Genomic DNA, 24,094 nt, shown 5'->3' on the forward strand with positions numbered 1-24,094 from the left:
AGCCTAAAGCCTAATAAAAAAGCCGCCCATCTGAGGCGGCTTTTTCGTGTTGTCAGCTTCAACACTTTCTTGAGACCAGATACAGAATATCAACTACTCGGCGTCAGCTACTTGAAACGAGCATCTGGCAGCTTATGCCAGGTAGGCGTAGCCAGAGTTGAGTAACCAGACAAAGTATTGGCCTATGGCCTCATGCTGACACAGGTCCAGCGCCTGCTCGCCCTCGAAGCTAAATGCATTAGCCAGCAGCATAAGTTCGTCATCTAGCTCATCTGCATCGTCATCATCAACAGAATCAAAGTCGTAGATCTCACCATTGATAAAGAGCCTAGCGTGTTTATCGCCTTCGAGACGAATCACCTTCAGCCCGCCGATGCGTTGTAGGCAGGCGCCATCTTCCAGGGCCTCCATCAGCTCATCTTGGCTGTAACTTTCCCCTTGCTCAGCCAGATCAAGTTCGAAGCGGTTCTGACTCAGGGTCTGACCCAGCACGGTTTGATAGTGGTCAGGCTGAGACAAGATCTCAGAGACCAGGGCTAACATGCCTGCTTGCTGCTCGACGCTCAGTAGCCCTGGGCTGGCGGGTTCCTGGTTTGAGGTAAAGCGCTTATTGCCGCCGTTGGTGTCAATCAAGTGATCGGCGATGCTGCTAAAGAGCTCCTGCTGGCTGGGCGCGCGAAAACCTATGGAGTAGCTCAGCGCCGTCTCCAATGTCTCACCTCGGTGGGGGAAGCCTGGCGGGATATAGAGCATGTCGCCAGCCTCGAGTACCACATCCAGGATGGGCTCAAAATCATCGATCAGCGCCGTGTGGGTATCGCCGCCGCGGGGCGAATACTGTCCCTTGGCACCGACTTTCCAGCGGCGCCTGCCTTCGCCTTGCAGCAAGAAGACATCATAGTTGTCTATATGAGGGCCGACGCCACCACCGGGCGTGGCGTAGGAGACCATAAGATCGTCGAAGCGCCAGTCAGGGATGAAGCGAAAGGCGTTAACCAGAGGCTCCACATCCGGATACCAGTGGTTGACGGCCTGGACCAGTAGCTGCCAGTTGGCATCGCCAAAGGGGGAGTAGTCTTCGATGGGGCCCTGGATGATCTCCCAATTATCCTTTTTGGTCAGGACGATGCGCGAGGCGACCTCCTCTTCGCAGGCGAGTCCCGCCAGTTCATCGGGGGCGATAGGATCTTGAAAGTGCGCGAAGGCGCCTTTAATCACCAGAGGCTGCTTCTGCCAGTGATGGGCTAAAAACTCTTGGGTATCGAAGTTGGGAGTATACATGGCGTCGGTCATCAGGCCTGAATAATAGAGGGCAGTATATGCCGAAATAACATAATCCGGAAATCACATAATCCGGAAATAATATAGTCAGGAAATCGCATCTTTCTGAAACTAGGTATTGCTGAAACTAGATATTCCAGAAATAAAAAGGCGGTAAGCTGCTGCCTACCGCCTTTCATAAGGTGTTAGGGATGATTACTTGAGATCATCCACAAAAGTTTCGGCGCGGCCAATGTAGTTGGCAGGCGTCATCTTCTTCAGCTCAAGCTTCACATCATCTGGTAGCTCGAGAGTGTCGATGAACTGTGCCAGTTGCTCGCCATCGATACGCTTACCACGAGTCAGCTCTTTAAGCTTCTCGTATGGCTTCTCGATGCCGTAGCGGCGCATAACGGTTTGTACTGGCTCGGCCAACACTTCCCAGTTTTGGTCCAGCTCTTCACGCAGGTGAGCCTCGTTCACTTCGAGCTTGCTAATGCCTTTCAGAGTTGCCTGATAAGCGATCAGCGAGTGCGCCATGCCCACACCCAGGTTACGCAGTACCGTCGAGTCGGTCAGGTCGCGCTGCCAGCGAGACACAGGCAGTTTAGCCGCCAGGTGCTGCATCAGGGCGTTAGCGATACCCAGGTTACCCTCTGAGTTTTCGAAATCGATAGGGTTAACCTTGTGCGGCATGGTCGATGAACCGATTTCACCGGCAATCGTCTTCTGCTTGAAGTGACCCAGGGCGATATAACCCCAGATGTCGCGGTCAAAATCGATCAGTACGGTATTGAAACGGGCGACGGCATCGAACAGCTCTGCGATATAATCGTGTGGTTCGATCTGAGTGGTGTATGGGTTCCAGTTAAGGCCCAGGCTGGTCACGAAACGCTCTGACAGTGTGTGCCAGTCAACTTCAGGGTAGGCTGACAGGTGAGCGTTGTAGTTACCCACGGCGCCATTGATCTTACCCATGATCTCAACCGCTTGGATCTGCTTAAGCTGACGCTCTAGACGCACGGCGACGTTGGCCATCTCTTTACCTAGGGTAGAAGGCGAAGCTGGTTGGCCATGGGTACGTGACATCAGTGGTACAGAGCGATATTCGCTGGCCAGTTTCTTCACGCCATCGACGATCTGTTGGCAGTATGGCACCAGTACCTGCTCGCGGGCTTCGCTAAGCATCAGGCCGTGAGAAAGGTTGTTGATATCTTCCGAGGTACAGGCGAAGTGAACAAACTCACCTATGGCAACTAGTTCGCTGTTATCGGCGATCTTCTCTTTGATAAAGTACTCAACGGCCTTCACATCGTGGTTAGTGGTGGCCTCGATGGTCTTGACGCGCATTGCGTCTTCTTCGCTGAAGTTGTCTTTGATCTGGTCGAGCAAGGCCAGTGCGGCTTCGCTAAAAGGAGGAACTTCTTCAATTTCTGGGCAGCTGGACAGCAGCTTTAGCCAGTTGATTTCGACTTGAACACGGTATTTGGTCAGGCCGTACTCGCTGAAAATCCCTCGCAATGAGGCGGTTTTACTACCATAACGACCGTCTACCGGAGAGATAGCAGTTAGTGCGGAAAGTTCCATTAGAAGCTCCTTTAATGAACTTAACTTATTATTTATAGGGTGAGGCTTTTCTTAGCTGTATCAACTATTGTTTTTCGCGAGAAGACAAGGTGCCTGCGCTTGCCTCCAAGTTGGCGCCACAGGACTGCGCTGCGCATGGCAGCCAGTAGCAGGGCGCGTATCTTATGTTGCACCATAGGTTGTTTCAAGTACTCGGGATTGCCCGAGATCTGTATCTTGGGGCCTAAGGTGCTGATTATATCGCTGTAGATGCCGGCGAAGTTGGCAACCACCTGCTCGTCGGTAATGGCAAAGTGGTGCAGCTGGCGGTGTACTTGATTGATGCGCTCGGCCAGCATGCCCATGGCGTTTGAGCTGCGTGACAGCTTACGCTCCAAAGCCAGGATACCGATAAGGTAGCGGGTCACCTCGACATCTTTCTGCTTGTCATCGCCCAGCTGGTTCAACACTAGTTGGTAGCCGCGATTCAGCGCGACCTTGTCTTGATATACATCGGCAGTGCTGTCTGGGTTGGTCACCATGATGGTACCCAAACAGGCGCCAAGCATCTCATCGTCTGCCTGGCCGTGTCTGGCAACCTTTTGTACCTGACCTATCGCCTGCAATATACCGGCAAAGGCCATGGTTCTGTCGAAAATCGGCTCGCTCACGTCTTACTCTCTAATCAGACTGTCTATGATACCGCCGCCCAGACAGACTTCACCGTCGTAGAAGACGGCCGACTGACCAGGGGTTACGGCGGCAACTGGCTCGTCGAAGATCACCTTGATGCGATCATCCCCTTCATAGGTGAGGGTACAGGCCACATCCTGCTGACGGTAGCGTGTCTTGACCGTGATCTTAGCGCCATCGACAGGCCCTTTTCTATCGACCCAGTGTAGCTGATCGGCGTAGAAACCCACCGACATGAGGCGAGGGTGCTTACCACCTTGACCGACAACCAACACGTTACGCTCGAGATCTTTATCGACCACATACCAAGGATCGTCGTTGCTGTTCTTCATGCCGCCTATCCCCAGCCCCTTGCGTTGGCCCAGGGTGTGGTACATCAAGCCTTGGTGCTCACCTATGACTTCGCCTTCGGCAGTCTCTATCTTGCCGGGCTGCGCGGGCAGGAAGGTACGTAGAAAATCGGTGAACTTACGCTCGCCGATAAAGCAGATGCCTGTGCTGTCCTTCTTGTCATGGGTAACCAGCCCCATCTCCTTGGCAATTTCACGCACTTCGCTCTTCTCCAGTTCACCTACGGGAAACAGGGAGCGGGCGATCTGCTCATGGCTCAAGGTGTAGAGGAAGTAGCTCTGGTCTTTGTTGCCGTCGACGCCACGTAGCATCTGGCTTTGACCTGAGGCATCGCTGCGGCGCACATAGTGGCCCATGGCGATATAGTCGGCATCTAAGATGTCGTCGGCAAACTCGAGAAACGCTTTAAACTTGATCTCTTTGTTGCACATGATGTCTGGGTTAGGGGTTCGGCCCGCCTTGTATTCGGCGAGGAAGTACTCGAACACATTGTCCCAGTATTCGGCAGCAAAGTTGACCGTGTGCAGCTTGATCCCCAGTTTGTCACAAACGGCTTGGGCATCTTTAAGATCTTCGGCGGCGGCGCAATACTCGTCGGTATCGTCCTCTTCCCAGTTTTTCATGAACAGGCCTTCGACCTGATAGCCCTGTTGCATGAGGAGATACGCCGAAACAGATGAGTCGACACCGCCGGACATACCGACGATCACTTTTTTACCGTTTGGATTGGGTTCGATTGCTGCCATAAATCCTAAAAACCATTAAATTCGTGTAGCTATGGTGGCTGTTTTCGGCGGTTGAGCAAGCCGGTTTGCCTGCTTAGCCCTGTGTCTAATTACGCGTTGATCACGCATCACTTGCCGGGAAAATCATCACCATAATATGCGGGGGCATATTCTATCATGCATTGTGACTTTGGGCTAACTAGAGAAAGCGGCTATTGACCACCTCAGTCGAAAAGAGTTTTCCCTGACGAAAGTCGAAAATACATTGCAGTACCAGGGGGCTTCTGAGCTGGCCCTTGAGCTGGCTTATCTCATCGAGCGTCATCCACAGGGCGCGGCGAATAGCGCTGTCTTGGGGCTTGGGTGTGAGCGGCTCATCTAAGGTGCAGGCATAGGTGAAGCGCAGGAAGGCCAGATCGTCTCTTGCTTGAAACTGATAGATGTTGATCAGCGACTGCGCCTTAATGCTAAGGCCTGTCTCTTCCCATACCTCGCGCTCGCAGGCCTGATTAAGGCTCTCAAAGGCTTCCAGATGACCTGCGGGCTGGTTGTAGGCGAGCTTGCCATCGATGAGCTCCTCGACCATCAGGTATTTGTCGTCACAATTGATGACGCAGGCGACGGTGACATTGGGTTTATAACGTTCCATCTATTACCTCGTTAGGATTGGGGGAGCACCTTATATTCGCCATTTGCGATGCCATCCAGGCTCCATTGACCTATTTTATAACGAATCAGTCTTAGCGTTGGGTAACCCACATGGGCGGTCATGCGCCTGACCTGACGATTGCGTCCCTCGCAGATGGTGATCGCCAGCCAGCTGGTGGGGATCTGTTTGCGCTCTCGCACCGGTGGGTTACGGGGCCAGACATCCGGCTCGGCGATACGCTCCACCTTGGCCGGCAGGGTCGGACCATCTTTGAGGGTGATGCCATCTCTTAGTGCCTGAATCGCCTCGTCGCTGGGAATGCCTTCGACCTGAACCCAGTAGGTCTTATCGGTTTTCTTCTTGGGCTCTGTGATACGCGACTGGAGCTGACCGTCGTTGGTGAGTAGCAGTAAGCCTTCGCTGTCTCTGTCGAGCCTGCCGGAGGCGTAGACATCTTGAATCGGGATGAAGTCCTTCAAGGTCTGGCGGCCCTGCTCATCGGTGAACTGACACAAGACATCGAAGGGCTTGTTAAACAGCACTATGACGGGGTTCTGCGGCCTTGGCTTTGGCTTTGGTTTGGGCTTAGGTTTGGACTTAGGCTTAGCTTTAAGCTTAGTTTTGTGTTTGACACCCTCTGCCGCGGTGGCGCCCACTCCTCGTATTGGCCGATAAGAATTGCCTTTGGATTTATTGGCTGGGGCGTTGTTTTTCGCTCCCTGACGACGAGAAGCTAGCTTATTGGCACTGGGTGTTTTTGGACTCACGAGGCAAACTTTTGGCTGAGTGTATGCTAATGCTGACATTGTACTGTGCATTCGCCATTAGTGGAATTTGAATATTGGCGTGAATGATTTATGATGTCGGCCAACTAAATGTGATCGATAGCAAAACGTGAACAGATTTTGAGATGTTAACCGCGCTTTGTTTTGCATTAAATCGGTTTAAGTGTCAGGGGAGAGCCCCAGGGCGTTCACCCTTACGATTTATCCTTTTCATGCCTCGCATTCGCCATCGTAAAATTATAATAATGACGTCATAGTAGTTTGATTCATAAACGATTTATTTTACAAAAACGTAGGAAGTAATAATGAACGACAATCCAACGATCATCTATACGGAGACAGATGAAGCTCCGGCTCTCGCGACCCTATCTCTGTTGCCTATTATCAAGCATTTTACCGCAGCCGCTGGAGTTGGCGTTGAGACACGCGACATCTCTTTATCTGGCCGTGTTATTGCCAATTTCCCTGAATTCTTAAAGCCAGAACAGCAGATCTCTGACGCGCTCGCCGAGCTGGGTGAGCTGGCCACTAAGCCAGAAGCAAATATCATCAAGCTGCCAAACATCAGCGCCTCTATTCCACAGCTAAAAGCTTGTATCAAGGAGCTGCAAGATAAGGGGTATGCACTGCCTAACTACCCTGATGAGCCGCAAAATGACGCAGAAGCTGATATCAAGGCGCGTTACGACAAGATCAAAGGGAGTGCCGTTAACCCAGTGCTGCGTGAAGGTAACTCAGACCGCCGCGCGCCAACTTCTGTAAAAAACTACGCCAAGAAGAACCCACACTCAATGGGTGCCTGGAGCAGTGATTCTAAGTCTCATGTTGCGCACATGGAAGCCGGCGATTTTTACGGTAGCGAGCAGTCGGTGACTGTTGCCGAGCCGACCAGCATAGATATCCTGTTCGAAGGTAAAGACGGTAGCAGCAAGACACTGAAAGCTGGCCTTAAGTTACTGGCCGGTGAGGTGATTGACGCATCGACTATGAGCAAGAAAGCTCTGGTTGCCTTCATGGAGCGCGAAATCGAGGCCGCTAAGGCCGAAGATGTATTGCTGTCTCTGCACCTTAAGGCGACCATGATGAAGGTCTCTGACCCTATCATGTTCGGTCACGCGGTTAAGGTGTTCTACAAGTCACTGTTTGAAAAGCATGGTCAGCTGTTTGAAGAGCTGGGCGTCGATGTAAACAACGGCTTTGGTGACGTCTATGCCAAGATAGCCAGCCTACCAGCCGACAAGAAGGCCGAAATTGAAGCCGATATCGCCGCTATCTACGCCGAGCGTCCAGCCCTGGCTATGGTTGATTCAGACCGTGGTATCACCAACCTGCACGTGCCAAGCGATGTGATCATCGATGCCTCTATGCCTGCGGCGATCCGCTCTTCAGGTCAGATGTGGGGGCCTGATGGCAAGCTAAAAGATACTAAGGCGCTGATCCCAGATCGTTGCTACGCAGGTGTATACCAGGAAACTATCCAATTCTGTAAAGAAAATGGTGCCTTCGATCCGACCACCATGGGCAGCGTACCAAACGTGGGCCTGATGGCTCAAAAAGCCGAAGAATATGGTAGCCATGACAAGACCTTCGAAATCGCCGCCGATGGTGTGGTCAAGGTTGTTGATGCCGCCGGTAACCTATTGATGTCTCACGACGTCGAAGCCGGTGATATCTGGAGAATGTGTCAGGTTAAAGACGCGCCTATCCGTGACTGGGTTAAGCTTGCCGTTAACCGTGCGCGTCTGTCATCGACGCCAGCCGTGTTCTGGTTAGACGAGAACCGTGCCCACGACGCACAGCTAATTGCCAAGGTGAAGCAGTATCTGCCTGAGCATGACACCGATGGACTCGAGATCCACATCATGGCGCCTGTGGCGGCGACTCGCTTCTCACTGGAGCGCATCAAGCAAGGTCTGGATACCATCTCGGTAACCGGTAACGTGCTACGTGACTACCTCACCGATCTCTTCCCGATTCTTGAGCTGGGTACCAGCGCCAAGATGCTGTCAATCGTGCCGCTGATGAGTGGTGGTGGATTGTTCGAGACGGGTGCCGGCGGTAGTGCGCCTAAGCATGTTCAGCAGGTTGAGAAGGAGGGTCACCTACGTTGGGATTCTCTGGGTGAGTTCCTGGCACTGGGCGCGTCACTCGAGCACCTGAGCCAGAACTATGGCAATCCTAAGGCGCAGGTATTGGCCGATGCGCTGGACAATGCTATCGGTAAGTTCCTCGATGAAAACCGTTCGCCTTCACGTCGTGTAGGTGAGCTGGATAACCGTGGTAGCCACTTCTACCTGGCGATGTACTGGGCACAGGCTCTGGCCGCACAGGATAGCGACGCTGAGCTAAAAGCGCAGTTCGCGCCACTTGCCGAAGCACTAACCAATAACGAAGCTAAGATTGTTGCCGAGTTAAATGGTGCGCAGGGCCCTGCGGTCGATTTAGGCGGTTACTATCGCCTGGATGCTGTTAAGGCGGAAGCGGCGATGCGTCCAAGCGTGACGCTGAACCAGCTGATAGGCTAATTTAGCCATCTAATAAAAAAGGGCGCCACGGCGCCCTTTTTTATGGCTTTAAAGGTACCTGTTAGCGATTAAAAATCAGCAATAAAAAAGGCAGGGATAACCCTGCCTTTTTTGTTTTTTTGACCCACTATTTAGTGGGCGATATCGCTGACGCGTGCATCCCTTTAGGCCCCTGTTCCACCTCGAATTGGACTGATTGGCCTGCTTTTAGAGTTCGATAGCCTTCCATTTCAATGGTAGAATAGTGTGCGAAAACGTCTTCACCACCAGCTTCAGGGCAGATAAACCCGAATCCTTTGGCGTTGTTGAACCATTTCACAGTTCCGTTTGCCATACTTCCACTTCCTTCTGTTGTTTACTGACCAGTAAGATAGTAAAACTTATGAGGCGGGGTAAATTCACCGCTCGATGAACAGAATGAAACCAGTAAAAGCGGATGTCAAGACCAATTTAACAAAAAGGCAACATTTACGCTAAATTCGTCAGCAATTGGTTCTAATGGTCGGATGAGTAACAGGTTTATCCCGGGTGGTCAGCAACTTTTGGAAGAAGCCAAAACTAGAGGCTAATATTGAAATATGGGTAAAGTAGGTAATATTGAGCATATTGAAGAGCGCGCGGAAACTGAACTCATGCCGCCTTCGATGTACAAAGTGATCTTAAACAACGATGACTATACCCCGATGGACTTTGTCATCGAGGTGTTACAACTCTTTTTTAATAAAAATGAACAAGAAGCCACAGATATCATGTTGGCGATTCATCACCAGGGTAAGGGAATTTGCGGCGTTTTCCCTTTCGGCATTGCAGAAACCAAGGTCGCACAAGTAAATCAGTTTGCAAGACAAAACCAACATCCGTTACTGTGTTCATTAGAGAAAGCCTGAATATCGAAGTTTTGTGATTATTTTAGGGGGTGCTTATGTTAAATAAAGATTTAGAGGTCACCTTGAATCTGGCGTTCCAACAAGCCAGAGACGCGCGACACGAATACATGACCGTAGAGCATCTGCTATTGGCGTTAATCGATAATCCTGCGGCTCAAGAGGCGCTGCTCGCCTGCGGTGCAAACCTCGATAAGTTAAGAGAAGAGGTGTCGAGTTTCATCGAACAGACCACACCTATCATCAGCGATCCCAACGACGACAGAGAAACCCAGCCTACCTTAGGTTTTCAGCGCGTGCTGCAGCGCGCCGTCTTTCATGTGCAATCCTCGGGGCGTAACGAGGTGACTGGTGCCAACGTCTTAGTGGCCATCTTCAGCGAGCAGGAGTCTCAGGCGGTTTATCTGCTGCGTAATGGTGAGATCACTCGCCTGGATGTGGTGAATTACATCTCCCACGGCGTGTCACGTGATGAGCTGGATAATGCTCAGGAACCCGAACAGATTGAAGATCACAGCGAATCGGAAGAGCGCAGCAAGCTGTCGCAATTCACTGCCAATCTCAACGAAGAGGCCCGCAAGGGCAATATCGATCCTCTGATCGGTCGCTCGGACGAGATTGAGCGTTCGATTCAGATCCTCTGCCGTCGCCGTAAGAATAACCCGCTATTGGTGGGTGAGGCGGGCGTCGGTAAGACGGCGATTGCCGAGGGGCTTGCCTATCGCATCGTCAACGACGAGGTTCCCGAGGTGATGGCTGATGCCACTGTCTACTCGCTGGATCTCGGCGCCTTGCTGGCGGGCACCAAATATCGTGGTGACTTTGAGAAACGCTTTAAGAGCCTGCTCAAGGAGCTCTCGCAAGATAAGCACGCCATACTGTTTATCGACGAGATCCACACCATTATCGGCGCAGGAGCGGCGTCCGGTGGCGTGATGGATGCGTCTAACTTGCTAAAGCCGCTGCTCTCTAGTGGCCATCTTCGCTGTATGGGCTCGACCACCTTCCAGGAGTATCAGAGCATCTTCGAGAAAGATCGCGCCCTGGCCAGACGTTTCCAGAAGGTGGATATCAACGAGCCTTCGGTGGCGGAAACCACTAAGATCCTACAAGGTCTCAAGAGCAAGTATGAGGAGCACCATGGCGTGCGTTACACCATGGCGGCCTTGTCGGTAGCGGCGCGTCTGGCGGATAAGCATATCAACGACAGACATCTTCCCGACAAGGCGATCGATGTGATCGACGAGGCTGGCGCCCGCATGGCGATGCAGCCAGCGAGCAAGCGCAAGAAGACCATAGGTCAGGCGGAGATCGAGTCTATCATAGCTAAGATAGCGCGGATCCCTGAGAAGACGGTATCGGCCACCGATAAGGATATGCTGAAGAACCTTGAGCGTAATCTTAAGATGGTGGTGTTTGGCCAGGATAAGGCTATTGAAGCCTTAAGCTCGGCGATTCGCCTGTCACGCTCTGGCCTCAGCGGCGCCCACAAGCCTGTGGGTAGCTTCCTGTTTGCCGGTCCGACCGGTGTGGGTAAGACAGAGGTCACCAGTCAGCTGGCATCCTGTCTCAGCCTCAAGCTGGTGCGTTTCGATATGTCCGAGTATATGGAGAGTCATACCGTGTCTCGCCTTATCGGTGCGCCGCCGGGCTATGTTGGCTACGATCAGGGGGGCTTGTTAACCGATGCGGTGATCAAGAACCCACATTGTGTGGTGTTGCTCGATGAGATCGAAAAGGCCCACCCCGATGTCTATAATCTGCTGCTGCAGGTGATGGACCACGGTACCCTGACCGATAACAATGGTCGCAAGGCAGACTTTAGACACGTGACCTTGGTGATGACCACCAATGCCGGCGTGCAGGAGACGGTGCGTAAATCCATCGGCTTCAAGCAGCAAGATCACAGTCAGGATGCTTTGTCTGAGATCAACCGCGTCTTCTCGCCCGAGTTCAGAAACCGCTTGGATGAGATCATCTGGTTCAACCATCTGGATATGACGGTCATCGCCAAGGTGGTCGACAAGTTCCTGGTCGAGCTGCAGGCGCAACTGGATGAGAAATCTGTGGTGCTGGATGTCAGCGATGACGCCAGAACCTTACTGGCCGAGAAGGGCTATGATAAGGCGATGGGGGCACGGCCTATGGCCCGAGTGGTCACCGAGATGATCAAACGACCACTTGCCGATGAGATCCTCTTTGGCAAGCTGGAGAAGGGCGGTGTGGCCCATGTGGATGTCGATGGTGATAAGCTGACCATCAAGATTGAGCAGTCGGAGCGGCTGACACAGGCGTAATACACTGACGTAATAAAAAGGCTGCATCTGCAGCCTTTTTTCATGATTTGGTTTTTGTATCAGATCCTGCCTAGTGGCTAGAACCTTCATCAACCTTCTTCGCTGCCTGATTTGGCTTGGTCAGGACTGTGTCGGTTTCCGCCAGTCTCTGCCCGTTTCGCTATCGATTAGGAACAAAAAAACCGGCACTGCCGGTTTTTATTATTCGTAAGCTAACGATTAGCGTGAACGGAAGACGATGCGCCCTTTGCTCAAATCATAAGGGGTCAGCTGAACAGTGACCTTATCACCCGTTAGAATACGGATGTAGTTTTTACGCATTTTGCCTGAGATATGGGCGATTACTACGTGACCATTCTCTAGCTCTACTCGAAACATTGTATTTGGCAAGGTTTCAAGAATAGTGCCTTGCATCTCAATGTTGTCTTCTTTCGCCATTAATCAGTTATCCTGTTAGCCTTCAAATATTAAAAACGGGCGTATCATGCCGCAAATTAGCGCTTCTGTAAAGAGGTGTTCGTTATCTGGGCAAATATCTGTTTGCTTTATTTTTTCTAATTAAGCGCGCTTATTCACTGCGTTGCCAACCATTTTCGGTCAATATCTCGTAGGGATGGTAGGCGGTCTTGTAATTCATCTTACGAGACTCATGGATCTGATAGCCCAGATAGACATGCGCCTTGTGCATCTGCCTGGCGAGATCGCACTGCAATAGAATCATCAAGGACCCCAGAGAGCGTTTATCCAGCTCGGGGGCAAAGAAGCTGTAGATGGCCGACAGGCTGTTTGGTAACACGTCAGTGACCGCTACGCCTATCAGCTCACCATCGAGCCGCAGTTCGAGCAGCTTGGGTGGATGCCAGCTGCACTGCACGAAATGATCATACTGCTCTCGTGAGGGGGGATACATGGGACCATCGTGATGGCGCGCCTTGATGTACCTGTCATAGAGCGCGTAATGCTCGTCGGTGCAGTTGTCGACCAAGCGCCAGCTAACATCCTGATTCTGTTTCAGGGTGCGTTTCTGCCGCCGTGACGGCGTAAAGAGTTCCACCGGAATACGTATCGGCAGGCAGGCCTGACAGTGGGGGCAATGTGGCTTATAGATCGTCTCACCGCTACGGCGAAAACCCAAGGCCAAGAGCTTCTCAAACAGGGTGAGGTCGAGAGACTCCTCCTGCAGCACTAACAGTTGTTCCTGCTTGCCCGGCAGGTAGCTGCAGTCGAAGGTATGTGTCATACCCACCTGTATGGTGTCGGATCTAGAGTTCAATCTGCACCTCTTGTGGATGCCAGGCATCGCTGGCAACCTCGATATCGCGAAAACGCTTCAATAGGTTGATGAAATCCGCTCGCTTTAATGCCTTGGCACCCAGGGATGCCAGATGAGGATTCATGACCTGGGCATCGATCAGCCGGTATCTGTGTGATAGCAGGTGTTGATGCAGCATGGCCATGGCTGCCTTGGAGGCATTACTCTGCAGGTGAAACATGGACTCGCCGCAAAACACCTGGCCGATGGCCACCCCATACAGGCCTCCAATCAGCTTATCGCCGTCCCATACCTCAATCGAGTGGGCCTTGTTGTACTTGTGTAGCGCCTTATAGGCCTGCTGTATCTCTAAGGTGATCCAGGTACCCTCCTTGCCTTGGCGGGTGAGGGCGCAGTGCTCGATCACGCTGTTAAAGGCGCGATTGACGCTGAAGTGCCACTGACGGCGTTTGATATCGCGCTTCAGGCTGCGACTGACCTTGAGTGAACCGGGCACAAACACGGCGCGGGGGTCGGGCGACCACCAAAGGATGGGATCGTTTTCGTTAAACCAGGGGAAGATCCCCTCATAGTAGGCGTTGAGGAGGCGCTTAGGGTGTAGATCGCCGCCGATGGCCAAGAGTCCGTTTGGATCGGTCAGGGCAAACTCCGGCGAAGGGAACTTTGCCAGCTCATGATTTAAATAGGACAGTGAGTTCACAATTGAGTAAAATTAGTTATCGGCCTCTTTATAAGTTAGCGGAAAACCTCTTATGTTGAAACCTACCCCCCGCCTCTTTCGCTTTATTTGGTCAGTTTTTATCTTGCTTGCCAGCCTGGGCCTGAGTGCTGGTGTCGGTGCCGCCTACGAGCGTAATCAAGCCGTCCCCGTCGAGAAGGTAGAGTATGGTTATGTCACCTCGGTACGTAACATTACTCAGACGCAGTTAGTGGAAGATCGTAACCAGGGCTGGCGCACATTTGGCGGCGCCTTGATAGGTGGCGTCATAGGGCATCAATTTGGTGGCGGTAGCGGTCAGGACGTTGCCACAGTATTGGGGGCCCTGATAGGGGGCGGTATAGGGCACAGTGCCGGCGGCGACTATTATCAGCAACTAAAGTTGGTCGAGCTGATGATACGTTATGAAGATGGTCGGGAGGTAATGGTGATCCAGGACCTGGATCCCGGCATGATTTTCAACGTCGATGATGAGGTGCGCGTGGTCTATCTGCAGGGGGGCGTGCGAGTCGACCTGGCGATGTAGGCATCCTACTGTTATTCAACATAAAGCTAGTCGTATAAAAGCATTCAATAAAAAAGGAGCCATGGGGCTCCTTTTTTATGACGATACGTTTTATAACGATAAGCGGCTTGTTTAGAAGCCGCGAGGAAGTTGTCCTTTACCCGCCAGCTTTGCACGCCAAAGCTCTTTCGGTGTCATGCCACCAGAGGTTGATTTGCTGGCTTTCGCCTCTGCCTTAGGCTTGGCTGCTTTCGCAGGTGCGGCTTTCTTAGGTGCAGCCTTAGGTTTTTCCGCTTTTGCAGGAGCCTTAGCTGCAGGAGCTTGCTCACCTTGTTCAGCCAACATAGCTTCTAAATCACTAAAACGAAGAGACTTACCACCATCGATCTTGTACCAGCTTCCTTTCTGCTCGATGGTAACGCTCTTACCCTGCGCCTTGCTCAATGCAGCCTCGAGTGTGCTGATCACCTCTTCTTTGGTCAACTTTGACATAGTATTAACCTATTTCTTTTAATGTGTAATTGAAGGTTTGGCCTAATTTTATAGCTGAAACGCCTGAATTGTCCAATTTTCACAGAAATTCAACGTATTTCTATGAACTGAGGCCCAGATATGGCTAAACTAGGCGCTATCGTCACGGTCATTTTTTCAGCCCTTGAGCGCTGGAATGGCCAAAGTTATCTGATTCATATGAGGAGCTTAGATGAATCGCACAGCATTGACTCGATACCTCACGGAATTTCTGCAGGTAGGCAGCTACAAGGATTATGCCCCCAACGGGTTACAGGTCGAGGGCAAGGAGCGAATTAAGACGATTGTCACCGGGGTGACCGCCTGTCAGGCATTGATCGACAGGGCGGTTGAGCTAAACGCCGATGCCTTGCTGGTGCACCATGGTTTTTTCTGGAAGGGTGAGCCTGAAACCATTACTGGGATGAAGTATCGCCGCATCAAGTCGCTGATTAACAATGATATTAACCTCTATGGATATCACCTACCGCTCGATGGTCATCCTATGCTGGGGAACAACGCCGAGTTGGCGCGAGAGCTTGGGATCATAGACGCCGAGTCGGTGGAGGGGGTTGCCCAGGGGCTGGTGTGGCAGGGGCGTCTCGATGAGCCTATGGCGCCGAGTGCGTTTGCCGAGCATCTGGCCGGCGTTCTGGGTCGTCAGGCATTACACCTGGGTGAGAGCGATAAGCCGATTCATCGCCTGGCTTGGTGTAGCGGCGGGGCGCAAGACTACATAGATATCGCCGTGGATTTGGGCGTCGATGCCTTTATCAGTGGCGAGGTGTCTGAGCGCACCTTCCATAGCGCGGTCGAGCAGGATATTCACTACTTTGCTGCGGGTCATCACGCCACGGAAAGATTTGGCATCAAGGCATTGGGCGAGCATTTGGCTAACGAGTTTGGTCTGACGCATCATTTTGTGGATATCGACAATCCGGTGTAACGAATCGATTGTGAAAGCTGACTCGAGTATCTAAAAGAAAAGGCCGCTAGTTAGCGGCCTTTTTTGTGTCGTCTCGGTTGAGTCCCGAACAAGCGACTTATTTCACGCGCATGCCAGGCTGTGCGCCTTCATGTGGCTCTAGGATCCACAGATCTTTCTTACCAGGACCGGCCGCAAGCACCATGCCTTCAGACATACCGAAACGCATCTTGCGCGGCGCCAGGTTAGCGACCATAACGGTCAGCTTGCCTTCCAGATCTTCTGGGGCATAGGCAGACTTGATGCCGGCAAACACCTGCTTAGTCTCGCCACCTAGATCCAGCTGCAGCTTAAGCAGCTTGTTGGCCTCAGGCACATGCTCCGCCTTGGCGATACGGGCGATACGCAGATCTAACTTGGCGAAGTCGTCGAAGCTGATCTCTTCGCTGATAGGGTCGAGATCCAGCTGGCTCTTAGGCGCCTCGGCCACCTGCAGGTTCTCTGTCGATGCTTCTATGATGGCTTCGATGTTCTTCATCTCGACACGTTGCATCAGTGCCTTGAACGGCGCGATTTCGTGACCGCTGAGATCTTTTGCCAGGTCATCCCAGGTCAGCTCAAGTTGTAGGAAGGCCTCCACATCTTGGGCCAGCTGAGGCAGCACTGGCTTGAGGTAGGTCACCAGGATGCGGAACAGGTTCAGCGCGTTGCTACATACCTGATGGGCTTCCTCTTGCTTATCTTCCTCTTTCACCAGCTGCCATGGGGCCGCATCGGCGACAAAGGCGTTGGCGATATCGGCTAGCGCCATGATCTCACGCATCGCCTTACCAAACTCACGGGTCTCGTAAAACTCGGCGATGGCATCGGCCTTGGCGAGGAAGGTCTCGGTCAGGCTGGTGTCGGCGACCTTGGCCAGCTTGCCGTCGAAGCGCTTGCTGATGAAGCCTGCCGTGCGAGAGGCGAGGTTAACTAGCTTACCCACTAGATCTGAGTTGACGCGCTGGGCGAAGTCTTCCAGGTTGAGGTCGAGATCGTCGATACGGCTGCTGAGCTTAGCCGCATAGTAGTAACGCAGGTACTCAGGATTTAAGTTATCCAGATAGGTTCTGGCCTTGATGAATGTGCCTTTAGACTTTGACATCTTGGCGCCGTTCACCGTCACATAGCCGTGGGCATAAACGCTGTTTGGCTTACGGAACCCCGCGCCTTCTAACATGGCTGGCCAGAACAGGCTGTGGAAGTAGACGATATCTTTACCGATGAAGTGGTATACCTCGGCGGTAGAGTCTTTTGCCCAGAACTCGTCGAAGTTAAGGTCGCCGCGCTTGTTGCACAGGTTCTTGAACGAGCCCATGTAGCCGATAGGCGCATCTAGCCAGACGTAGAAGAATTTACCTGGTGCATCAGGGATCTCGAAGCCGAAGTAAGGCGCATCACGGGTAATGTCCCACTGCTGCAGGCCTTGTTCGAACCACTCGCCCAGCTTGTTGGCCATCTCTTGTTGTAAGGACCCTGAACGGGTCCACTCTTTCAACATCTCTTCGAAGGCGGGTAGGTCGAAGAAGAAGTGCTCAGTTTCTTTCATCACAGGTGTGGCACCCGATACTGCCGATTTAGGATCGATTAGATCCGTTGGGCTGTAGGTTGCGCCGCAGCTGTCACAGTTATCGCCATATTGATCCACAGACTTACACTTAGGGCAGGTGCCCTTAACGAAGCGATCCGGCAGGAACATAGACTTTTCAGGATCGAACAGCTGAGAGATGGTCTTAGACTTGATATAGCCGCCATCGCGCAGTTTCAGGTAGATCTCGCTCGCCAGCTCACGGTTCTCGTCGCTGTGGGTGCTGTGGAAATTATCGAACTGAATATTAAAGTCGGCAAAATCCTGCTGATGCTCTTTCTGTACCTGAGCGATCATCTCTTCTGGCGCCATGCCGAGCTGCTGCGCCTTAAGCATGATGGGCGTGCCGTGGGCATCGTCTGCACAGATATAGTGACATTCGTGGCCGCGTAGTTTTTGAAAACGCGCCCAGATATCGGTTTGAATATATTCAAGCATGTGACCTAAATGAATGGGGCCATTGGCGTACGGAAGTGCGCTGGTCACGAGAATTTTACGTTGTGAAGTTGCCATCTTGTCTCTAAATCAGTAAGTGCCCAAAAAGAATGGCATAGATACTAACCGATCATCGCTAAAGTTTCATCAAAAGCTGCTTTAAGTGAACTAAATCTATCCGAATATGAGGAGTTTTTCTGATACACTTAGCCAAATTTATTTTTGGAGGTAGTCGTTTTGTCTTCAGCGTCTCAGAATTATCATCTTCATGATGATCTGCTCGGTCCGGTTTTGGCTATTTTAGATGCCCATCAAGACCCCTATTTAATGCAAGGTCTGGTGAGCGCAGGTTGTGTCACCAAGCTGGATATTGAAGGCAAGCGATTGCAGCTGGGGCTGTGTTACCCCTATCCCTGCCAGAGTCAGTATCGCGATACCGTCATGGCAATCACCAATAAGCTGGCGGTGCTCGATGCCATCGATGAAGTCGAGTGCGAAATCGATTTCCAGCCAGCGGTGATTTCGGCCGGTGCGGTCGAGCCGCTACCAAACGTCAAACAGGTAATTGCCGTTGCCTCGGGTAAGGGCGGCGTGGGTAAGTCGACCACCTCGGTCAACCTGGCGCTAGCATTAGCGGCCGAAGGCGCCAAGGTGGGGATTCTCGATGCCGATATCTATGGCCCCTCGATTCCGCTCATGCTGGGCGTACCCAACTTTAACCCTGTCTCACCGGACGGCAAGATGATGACCGCCGCCGAGGCTCATGGCATCGCCGCTCAGTCTATCGGCTTTATCGTCAGTGGTGATGAAGCCGCCGTATGGCGCGGCCCTATGGCGGCCGGTGCACTGGCGCAGCTGCTTAATGAGACCCTGTGGCCAGAGCTGGATTACCTAGTGATCGACATGCCACCAGGCACAGGCGACATTCAGCTGACCCTGTCACAGAAGGTGCCGGTAAGCGGCGCCGTGGTGGTCACCACCCCGCAAGATATCGCCTTGGCCGATGCCAAGAAGGGGATCAGCATGTTCCAGAAGGTGAACATTCCTGTGCTGGGTATCGTCGAGAACATGAGTTTCCATATCTGTAGCGACTGTGGTCATAAGGAGCATCTCTTTGGTGAAGATGGCGGCCTTAAGATGGCTGCGCGCTACAATGTACCGCTTTTGGGGCAGCTACCGCTGCAACTGAATATCCGCGAGGATGTGGATAAAGGCACGCCGACCGTGGTGGCGGATGGCGAGAGCCAGGTGGCCTTGTTGTATAAGGAGATCGCCAGAAAGGTGGGGGCGCAGCTTGCCCTGAGCCAGACACAGAGTGTCGTATCTATTTCAATTTCAGATGATGAGTAAGGTTTACAAAGCATGAATTCGCAATGTGTCATAATTGGTATCGCAGGGGCATCGGCATCGGGTAAGAGCCTAATCGCGAAGACGATTTTCGAGGAGCTATGCCGTGATCTGGGTACAGATCAGATAGGGGTTATCGCCGAGGATGCCTACTATAAGGATCAGGGCCATCTGTCGATGGATCAGCGTGTCCTAACCAATTACGATCACCCAAAGGCGCTGGATCATCAGTTGCTGTGTGAACACCTTAGCGCCCTGAAAAATGGCGAGGCGGTGGAGATCCCTCAATACAGCTATACCGAGCATACCCGTATGGCCGAGACTGTCACCATGACACCTAAGAAGGTGATCATCCTCGAGGGGATCTTGCTACTGACAGATCCTAACCTGCGCGAGCAGATGGATGCCAGCGTCTTCATGGACACGCCACTGGACATCTGTTTCATGCGCCGCCTGACCCGCGATGTGGCCGAGCGTGGCCGTACCATGGAGTCTGTGATGCAGCAGTACACTCAGACAGTGCGTCCAATGTTCCTGCAATTTATCGATCCTTCTAAGCAATATGCCGATATTATCGTGCCGCGTGGTGGTAAAAACCGCATCGCAACCGATATATTAAAGGCGAGAATTCAACACCTTTTAGCAAAATAGTCGCTTGAAATGGGGAGTTAGGCTGGGATGCGTTTAACGGATTTAGAGATAGCAGCATGTTTAGAGGAGGGGAGTATTGTCATCGATCCCCGTCCCGATGCCGAGGCCATCAGTGGCGTCAGTGTCGATGTGAAACTCGGTAATCAGTTCCGCGTATTTCAAGACCATACGGCGCCCTATATCGATCTAAGCGGCCCCAGCAGCGAGGTGCAGGCGGCCCTGGATCGCGTGATGAGCGATAAGATAGTGATCCCCGAAGGGGAAGCGTTTTTCCTCCATCCCGGCGAGCTCGCACTGGCCGTCACCCATGAGAGTCTGACCCTGCCGGCCGATATTGTCGGCTGGTTGGATGGTCGTTCTTCTCTGGCAAGGTTAGGGCTCATGGTGCATGTCACGGCCCATCGCATCGATCCCGGTTGGCAGGGAAAGATAGTGCTGGAGTTCTACAACAGCGGCAAGCTGCCACTGGCCTTGAAGCCCATGATGACCATAGGCGCCCTCAACTTCGAGCGTCTAAGCTCGCCAGTGGCGCGCCCCTACAATAAGCGCAAGAGTGCTAAATACAGGGATCAGCAAGAAGCCGTTGCCAGCCGGATCAGTCAGGACAAATGATGTCGCAGACTATCTGGGTAAACGGTGAACAAGCAGCAAGTGTTTCGGCGTTCGACAGGGGACTGGCCTACGGCGATGGCCTGTTTGCCACCATGCGCTGTCGAGGCGCTGAGGTACTCTTCCTAGAGAGCCACCTGCTTCGTTTGGCCCAAGGGGCTCATCGACTTGGATTCCCGCTGCCAGATGCTGCTGCGCTGAGCGAGCAAATAACAAAGGCCTGTGAGCAGGGCGCCAAACACTTTACCCAAGATTATTGCCTCAAGTTACTCGTAAGCCGTGGCACTGGCGGACGCGGTTATATGCCGCCGCAAACGCCCACGCCAACTTGTGTGTTGTCGCTGCATGAGATCCCCGCGCATTACCGTCAGTGGCAAGCTGCTGGCATCAAGTTGCAACTAAGTCCGGTGACGCTCGGTCAGCAGCCACTGTTGGCGGGCATCAAACACCTTAATCGTCTCGAGCAGGTGCTGATCCGTACACACAAGTTAGATGACGGATTCGATGATTGGCTGGTCTGCGACACGGCCGGCAACATTATCGAGGCCTCCATGGCCAACCTCTTCTTTATAAAGGGCCGCACCATAGTTACGCCGAGTCTGGATCAGGCTGGGGTGGCTGGTGTGATGCGTGAGCAGTTGCTGCTCTGGTTTGTCGAGGCCGGGTTTTCTCTCGAGGTGCGCCGCGTAACATCCGATGAGCTCGCAGATTTTGACCATGTTCTCGCCAGCAACAGCCTGTTTGGCGCTGTGCCCGTGAACGGCATAGCTAAGCACTCATTCGGCCATAGCCCTCTGCTAACCCAATTGCTACACGATCTAAAAATAATATTATGAAAAAACTGATCATAGGCGTGCTGACCGCACTCTTTAGCCTATTAACCTTGAGCGCGATTGGCCTGTATTGGGTCTATCAGAGCGTGGTGAGTTACGGGCAGATGCCGCTCAAGCTCGAAGCCCCCGTCGAGTTTGAAGTGGTGCGTGGTACCTCCTTTTCACAGATGGCGAACGCCTTGGCACATACAGGTGCCGTGGACGAGCTTTGGAAGCTTAAGCTGCTGGTTAAGCTGCGCCCCGAGCTTGCCAAGATCCGCAGCGGTCTGTATCAACTCTCCCCCAACGACACTGTGGTTGAGCTGCTCGAAAAGCTACGTCAGGGTAAGGAGATGGTCTTCACCGTGACCCTGGTTGAAGGGCAGAGCATCAAAGAGTGGCGCGAGCAGCTCAAGCAATTACCGCGCCTGAAGTGGCAGGAGGGCGCCTTCCTGGAGGTGCTTGAGGACAATGGCGATGAGTCTAAGCTGCCCGAGGGCAAGTTCTATCCTGACACCTACCATTATGGCAATGGTGATTCGGTCAAGGTGATTTTGCAGCAGAGCTATCAGAAGATGCAGCAGGAGCTAGACAGGGCCTGGCAGGAGCGCGATCAGAGCATACCGCTAAAGAGTCCCTATGAGCTGCTGACCATGGCATCGATTATCGAAAAAGAGACGGGTAAGGCCAGCGAGCGTCCCTGGATCTCGGCGGTCTTTACCAATAGATTGCGTAAGGGGATGCGTCTACAGACAGATCCTACTGTGATCTACGGCATGGGTGAGCGTTACCAGGGCAATATTACCCGCAAAGACCTGCGCGAGCAGACGCCCTACAACACCTATCGTATTCATGGCCTGACGCCGACCCCCATAGCCGCGCCGAGCGGGGCATCCCTGATGGCGGCGGCGCGTCCGGCCGATGTCGACTACCTCTACTTCGTGTCGAAGAATGACGGCAGCCATATATTTTCTAAAACATTAACCGAGCACAACCGTGCTGTAGACAAGTATCAGAGAAATCGATGAAGCAAAACAGCGCGAAATTTATCGTTATCGAAGGATTAGAAGGGGCTGGCAAGTCGAGTGCCATCGCCCTGGTGAGAGATTTTATCGAGAAACATAACGGCGTACCGCCCGTGTGCACCCGTGAACCAGGCGGCACGCCACTGGCAGAGCGCATTAGGGATCTGGTGAAGATTGCCGACCCTAACGATCCCCTGTGTGATGAGTCAGAGTGTTTGCTCATCTATGCCGCCAGGGCGCAGCTGGTGGCCAACGTGATAAAGCCGGCTTTGGCTCAGGGTAACTGGGTGCTGGGTGACCGTCACAATCTCTCATCTCTGGCTTATCAAGGGGGTGGGCGTCAACTCATGCCACTGGTTGAGGCGGTGAGTAACGCGACCCTGAAAGATTTTAAACCCGATCTGACCCTATACTTGGATATCGATCCTCAGCTTGGCTTGCAGCGCGCCAGAGACAGGGGCGCCCTGGATAGAATCGAGCAGCAGGCGCTGAGTTTCTTCGAGCGAGCCAGGGCAACCTATTTGCAGCTGGCGGCGCGCGACGAGTCTATCGTGGTGATCGATGCCAGCCAGACGATGGCGCAGGTGCATAAAGAGATCTTGGCCGTGTTGCAACGACAAGACTGGTCATGACAATTGCGGAGTCTATGATGGATCTACCTTGGTTAACCCCGGCTCGTGAGGCTTTCTGTAGTCAGCTGATATCTGGCCAGCAGGGCCATGCCTATCTGTTGGGGATCCACCAAGGCTACGGCGGCATGCAACTTGCCAACACCTTGGCCCAGGCCAGCCTGTGTATGGCGCCGAGGGCCAATGGCGCCTGCGGCGTCTGTAAGAGCTGTCAGCTGTTTATCGCCGGTAACCATCCAGATTGCTATCAGTTGGAGGCCGACGGCAATCAGATCAAGGTAGATCAAGTCAGGGAGCTGTGTCAGAAGTTGACCGCCACCGCCCAGCAAGGGGGCAGACGGGTCGCTGTGATTAAAAACTGTGAGCGACTCAATACCGCGGCGGCCAATGCACTGTTGAAGACTTTGGAAGAGCCGGGCAGAGAGACCCTCTTGCTGCTGCAGAGTGATACCCCGAGTCGTTTGATGGCTACCATAAGCAGTCGTTGTCAGCGCCTGCATTGTCAGCTGCCGAGCCGCGAGACGGTGCAGGAGTGGCTGGCGGCGCAGTTTAGCCTAACGAGTGATGTGACCTGGTGTCTGCCGGTTGTCGGCGGCCCTGTCGATCTGCTCACCGCCTTAAATGACGGTCGCTACGAGGGCTTGATTGGCCTGAGAAAAGCCTGGGTACAAAGTTTGTCGTCTGGGCACCTGTGTGCTAACTTAACTAATATAGATGAAAAGCAAGTTTCTGATGCACTTAAGGTTTTGTATGTTGTCCTGCGACAAAAACTGGTGAAGCAGAAAAATGCTGATGCATTAATTAACATCAAGATAACAAAATTTGCAGCCAAGGTTATGGAGACGTATCATAGCCTGAGTATGATGCCTAATGTGAATTTTATGGCCGTTTTTCAGGCGTTTATCTTAGAGTATCAGTCGCTAACAACAAGTTAAAATAATATGGTCGATCTCGTGGTTAATTTTGATACATTACATCAGCTATATAGAGCCTACATGCCCTTCATACAGCCCGCGGGCCTGTTTGTGGCGACTACCGAAAGCCATTATCTGGGGCAGGAGCTCACCATCGCCTATCAACTACCGGGCTCTACCGTACGCCATGAGTTTCAGGGCCTGGTGGTGTGGATCAATCCTCTGGGGGCATCCGGTGGCCGACCAGCGGGTATCGGGGTGAAGATCATCACCGACGCCCAGACCCACAAACATCATATCGAAAACCTACTTTCCCGCGAACTGGCCTCAGGCGATTTGACCTGTACCATGTAGATAGCTATCCTTTGGCTCCTTTTGT

25 protein-coding genes are annotated in these 24,094 nt (G+C 52.7%); 13 read left to right on the forward strand and 12 right to left on the reverse strand.

The genetic code is table 11. From position 1 onward, the window contains the following. Positions 1-132: 132 nt before the first annotated feature. From K0J45_RS07910 to rluE, 6 genes are all read right to left on the reverse strand, one after another. On the reverse strand, positions 133-1,281 hold the full coding sequence (locus K0J45_RS07910) for a ribosomal protein uL16 3-hydroxylase (protein WP_220044892.1): 1,149 nt from the start codon (positions 1,279-1,281) through the stop codon (positions 133-135). Between the two features lie 195 nt (positions 1,282-1,476). After that, positions 1,477-2,847, reverse strand: coding sequence for an adenylosuccinate lyase (gene purB / locus K0J45_RS07915; RefSeq protein ID WP_220044893.1), 1,371 nt, complete (start codon positions 2,845-2,847; stop codon positions 1,477-1,479). Between the two features lie 32 nt (positions 2,848-2,879). Continuing rightward, on the reverse strand, positions 2,880-3,497 hold the full coding sequence (gene hflD, locus K0J45_RS07920; RefSeq protein WP_011865358.1) for a high frequency lysogenization protein HflD: 618 nt from the start codon (positions 3,495-3,497) through the stop codon (positions 2,880-2,882). A gap of 3 nt (positions 3,498-3,500) precedes the next feature. Further along, complete coding sequence (mnmA, locus tag K0J45_RS07925) at positions 3,501-4,616, reverse strand: tRNA 2-thiouridine(34) synthase MnmA (RefSeq protein WP_144198656.1); 1,116 nt, start codon at positions 4,614-4,616, stop codon at positions 3,501-3,503. 178 nt (positions 4,617-4,794) lie between these two features. Then, positions 4,795-5,244 (reverse strand): NUDIX hydrolase, encoded by a 450-nt coding sequence (locus K0J45_RS07930; protein WP_220044894.1) that lies wholly within the window; start codon positions 5,242-5,244, stop codon positions 4,795-4,797. Positions 5,245-5,255: 11 nt separating this feature from the next. Further along, entirely contained in the window at positions 5,256-6,062 is an 807-nt protein-coding gene (rluE, locus tag K0J45_RS07935) for a 23S rRNA pseudouridine(2457) synthase RluE (protein ID WP_220044895.1), read from the reverse strand. Positions 6,063-6,334: 272 nt separating this feature from the next. Here rluE and K0J45_RS07940 point away from each other — a divergent pair, with 272 nt between their 5' ends. Further along, a complete protein-coding gene (locus K0J45_RS07940) occupies positions 6,335-8,554 on the forward strand; it encodes an NADP-dependent isocitrate dehydrogenase (RefSeq protein ID WP_220044896.1) in 2,220 nt (739 codons plus the stop codon). 127 nt (positions 8,555-8,681) lie between these two features. On the opposite strand, the gene cspD is transcribed toward K0J45_RS07940, so the two are convergent. After that, a complete protein-coding gene (gene cspD, locus K0J45_RS07945) occupies positions 8,682-8,888 on the reverse strand; it encodes a cold shock domain-containing protein CspD (protein WP_011865363.1) in 207 nt (68 codons plus the stop codon). A 244-nt stretch (positions 8,889-9,132) separates the two neighbouring features. Here cspD and clpS point away from each other — a divergent pair, with 244 nt between their 5' ends. Both clpS and clpA read left to right on the forward strand, forming a co-directional pair. After that, positions 9,133-9,441: an ATP-dependent Clp protease adapter ClpS gene (clpS, locus tag K0J45_RS07950; protein ID WP_011865364.1), complete on the forward strand. Its 309-nt coding sequence runs from the start codon at positions 9,133-9,135 to the stop codon at positions 9,439-9,441. Positions 9,442-9,476: 35 nt separating this feature from the next. Next, positions 9,477-11,735, forward strand: coding sequence for an ATP-dependent Clp protease ATP-binding subunit ClpA (clpA, locus tag K0J45_RS07955; RefSeq protein ID WP_011865365.1), 2,259 nt, complete (start codon positions 9,477-9,479; stop codon positions 11,733-11,735). 219 nt (positions 11,736-11,954) lie between these two features. Here clpA and infA read toward each other — a convergent pair whose 3' ends face one another. From infA to aat, 3 genes are all read right to left on the reverse strand, one after another. Next, complete coding sequence (gene infA / locus K0J45_RS07960) at positions 11,955-12,173, reverse strand: translation initiation factor IF-1 (RefSeq protein ID WP_011865366.1); 219 nt, start codon at positions 12,171-12,173, stop codon at positions 11,955-11,957. A 130-nt stretch (positions 12,174-12,303) separates the two neighbouring features. Further along, positions 12,304-13,008 carry an arginyltransferase gene (locus tag K0J45_RS07965; protein WP_220044897.1) on the reverse strand — a complete coding sequence of 235 codons (705 nt, stop codon included), beginning with the start codon at positions 13,006-13,008 and terminating at the stop codon, positions 12,304-12,306. After that, on the reverse strand, positions 12,998-13,708 hold the full coding sequence (gene aat, locus K0J45_RS07970; RefSeq protein WP_220044898.1) for a leucyl/phenylalanyl-tRNA--protein transferase: 711 nt from the start codon (positions 13,706-13,708) through the stop codon (positions 12,998-13,000). The genes K0J45_RS07965 and aat overlap by 11 nt, the downstream gene beginning before the upstream one ends. Before the next feature lie 52 nt (positions 13,709-13,760). Between aat and K0J45_RS07975 the strand changes: the two genes are divergently transcribed. Then, positions 13,761-14,252, forward strand: a complete 492-nt coding sequence (locus K0J45_RS07975) for an outer membrane lipoprotein (RefSeq protein WP_220044899.1) — start codon at positions 13,761-13,763, stop codon at positions 14,250-14,252. Between the two features lie 111 nt (positions 14,253-14,363). Here K0J45_RS07975 and K0J45_RS07980 read toward each other — a convergent pair whose 3' ends face one another. After that, on the reverse strand, positions 14,364-14,723 hold the full coding sequence (locus K0J45_RS07980) for a hypothetical protein (protein WP_144198677.1): 360 nt from the start codon (positions 14,721-14,723) through the stop codon (positions 14,364-14,366). A 211-nt stretch (positions 14,724-14,934) separates the two neighbouring features. Here K0J45_RS07980 and K0J45_RS07985 point away from each other — a divergent pair, with 211 nt between their 5' ends. Beyond that, entirely contained in the window at positions 14,935-15,687 is a 753-nt protein-coding gene (locus tag K0J45_RS07985) for a Nif3-like dinuclear metal center hexameric protein (protein WP_220044900.1), read from the forward strand. A 97-nt stretch (positions 15,688-15,784) separates the two neighbouring features. Here the strand turns inward: K0J45_RS07985 and metG are convergent, their stop codons facing one another. Next, entirely contained in the window at positions 15,785-17,806 is a 2,022-nt protein-coding gene (gene metG, locus K0J45_RS07990; RefSeq protein ID WP_220044901.1) for a methionine--tRNA ligase, read from the reverse strand. Positions 17,807-17,965: 159 nt separating this feature from the next. Here metG and apbC point away from each other — a divergent pair, with 159 nt between their 5' ends. Genes apbC through K0J45_RS08030 form a run of 8 tightly spaced genes read left to right on the forward strand, consistent with a single transcriptional unit; the run spans position 17,966 to position 24,069 of the window. Further along, positions 17,966-19,078 (forward strand): iron-sulfur cluster carrier protein ApbC, encoded by a 1,113-nt coding sequence (gene apbC, locus K0J45_RS07995; RefSeq protein WP_220044902.1) that lies wholly within the window; start codon positions 17,966-17,968, stop codon positions 19,076-19,078. A 12-nt stretch (positions 19,079-19,090) separates the two neighbouring features. After that, positions 19,091-19,726, forward strand: coding sequence for a uridine kinase (udk, locus tag K0J45_RS08000; RefSeq protein ID WP_011865374.1), 636 nt, complete (start codon positions 19,091-19,093; stop codon positions 19,724-19,726). Between the two features lie 27 nt (positions 19,727-19,753). After that, on the forward strand, positions 19,754-20,338 hold the full coding sequence (dcd, locus tag K0J45_RS08005; RefSeq protein WP_220044903.1) for a dCTP deaminase: 585 nt from the start codon (positions 19,754-19,756) through the stop codon (positions 20,336-20,338). Then, entirely contained in the window at positions 20,335-21,171 is an 837-nt protein-coding gene (gene pabC / locus K0J45_RS08010; RefSeq protein ID WP_258406795.1) for an aminodeoxychorismate lyase, read from the forward strand. The genes dcd and pabC overlap by 4 nt, the downstream gene beginning before the upstream one ends. After that, a complete protein-coding gene (gene mltG, locus K0J45_RS08015) occupies positions 21,168-22,175 on the forward strand; it encodes an endolytic transglycosylase MltG (protein ID WP_220044904.1) in 1,008 nt (335 codons plus the stop codon). Before pabC ends, mltG begins: the two co-directional genes overlap by 4 nt. Then, positions 22,172-22,804: a dTMP kinase gene (gene tmk / locus K0J45_RS08020; RefSeq protein WP_220044905.1), complete on the forward strand. Its 633-nt coding sequence runs from the start codon at positions 22,172-22,174 to the stop codon at positions 22,802-22,804. The genes mltG and tmk overlap by 4 nt, the downstream gene beginning before the upstream one ends. Further along, complete coding sequence (gene holB / locus K0J45_RS08025; RefSeq protein WP_434086956.1) at positions 22,801-23,736, forward strand: DNA polymerase III subunit delta'; 936 nt, start codon at positions 22,801-22,803, stop codon at positions 23,734-23,736. The genes tmk and holB overlap by 4 nt, the downstream gene beginning before the upstream one ends. Positions 23,737-23,742: 6 nt before the next feature. After that, the gene (locus K0J45_RS08030) at positions 23,743-24,069 is read left to right on the forward strand and encodes a PilZ domain-containing protein (RefSeq protein ID WP_011865380.1); all 327 of its coding nucleotides are present in this window, start codon (positions 23,743-23,745) and stop codon (positions 24,067-24,069) included. The last annotated feature ends 25 nt before the right edge of the window (positions 24,070-24,094 follow it).

Origin of the sequence: Shewanella alkalitolerans (assembly GCF_019457575.1) — a bacterium.
GTDB classification, from domain to species: domain Bacteria; phylum Pseudomonadota; class Gammaproteobacteria; order Enterobacterales; family Shewanellaceae; genus Shewanella; species Shewanella loihica.

Coding starts and splice junctions, on each gene's coding strand:
- K0J45_RS07910 (WP_220044892.1), bottom strand. CDS start 1,281: ATGTATACTCCCAACTTCGATACCCAAGAGTTTTTAGCCCATCACTGG.
- purB (WP_220044893.1), bottom strand. CDS start 2,847: ATGGAACTTTCCGCACTAACTGCTATCTCTCCGGTAGACGGTCGTTAT.
- mnmA (WP_144198656.1), bottom strand. CDS start 4,616: ATGGCAGCAATCGAACCCAATCCAAACGGTAAAAAAGTGATCGTCGGT.
- K0J45_RS07930 (WP_220044894.1), bottom strand. CDS start 5,244: ATGGAACGTTATAAACCCAATGTCACCGTCGCCTGCGTCATCAATTGT.
- rluE (WP_220044895.1), bottom strand. CDS start 6,062: ATGCACAGTACAATGTCAGCATTAGCATACACTCAGCCAAAAGTTTGC.
- K0J45_RS07940 (WP_220044896.1), top strand. CDS start 6,335: ATGAACGACAATCCAACGATCATCTATACGGAGACAGATGAAGCTCCG.
- cspD (WP_011865363.1), bottom strand. CDS start 8,888: ATGGCAAACGGAACTGTGAAATGGTTCAACAACGCCAAAGGATTCGGG.
- clpS (WP_011865364.1), top strand. CDS start 9,133: ATGGGTAAAGTAGGTAATATTGAGCATATTGAAGAGCGCGCGGAAACT.
- clpA (WP_011865365.1), top strand. CDS start 9,477: ATGTTAAATAAAGATTTAGAGGTCACCTTGAATCTGGCGTTCCAACAA.
- infA (WP_011865366.1), bottom strand. CDS start 12,173: ATGGCGAAAGAAGACAACATTGAGATGCAAGGCACTATTCTTGAAACC.
- K0J45_RS07975 (WP_220044899.1), top strand. CDS start 13,761: ATGTTGAAACCTACCCCCCGCCTCTTTCGCTTTATTTGGTCAGTTTTT.
- K0J45_RS07980 (WP_144198677.1), bottom strand. CDS start 14,723: ATGTCAAAGTTGACCAAAGAAGAGGTGATCAGCACACTCGAGGCTGCA.
- K0J45_RS07985 (WP_220044900.1), top strand. CDS start 14,935: ATGAATCGCACAGCATTGACTCGATACCTCACGGAATTTCTGCAGGTA.
- metG (WP_220044901.1), bottom strand. CDS start 17,806: ATGGCAACTTCACAACGTAAAATTCTCGTGACCAGCGCACTTCCGTAC.
- udk (WP_011865374.1), top strand. CDS start 19,091: ATGAATTCGCAATGTGTCATAATTGGTATCGCAGGGGCATCGGCATCG.
- dcd (WP_220044903.1), top strand. CDS start 19,754: ATGCGTTTAACGGATTTAGAGATAGCAGCATGTTTAGAGGAGGGGAGT.
- pabC (WP_258406795.1), top strand. CDS start 20,335: ATGATGTCGCAGACTATCTGGGTAAACGGTGAACAAGCAGCAAGTGTT.
- mltG (WP_220044904.1), top strand. CDS start 21,168: ATGAAAAAACTGATCATAGGCGTGCTGACCGCACTCTTTAGCCTATTA.
- tmk (WP_220044905.1), top strand. CDS start 22,172: ATGAAGCAAAACAGCGCGAAATTTATCGTTATCGAAGGATTAGAAGGG.
- holB (WP_434086956.1), top strand. CDS start 22,801: ATGACAATTGCGGAGTCTATGATGGATCTACCTTGGTTAACCCCGGCT.
- K0J45_RS08030 (WP_011865380.1), top strand. CDS start 23,743: ATGGTCGATCTCGTGGTTAATTTTGATACATTACATCAGCTATATAGA.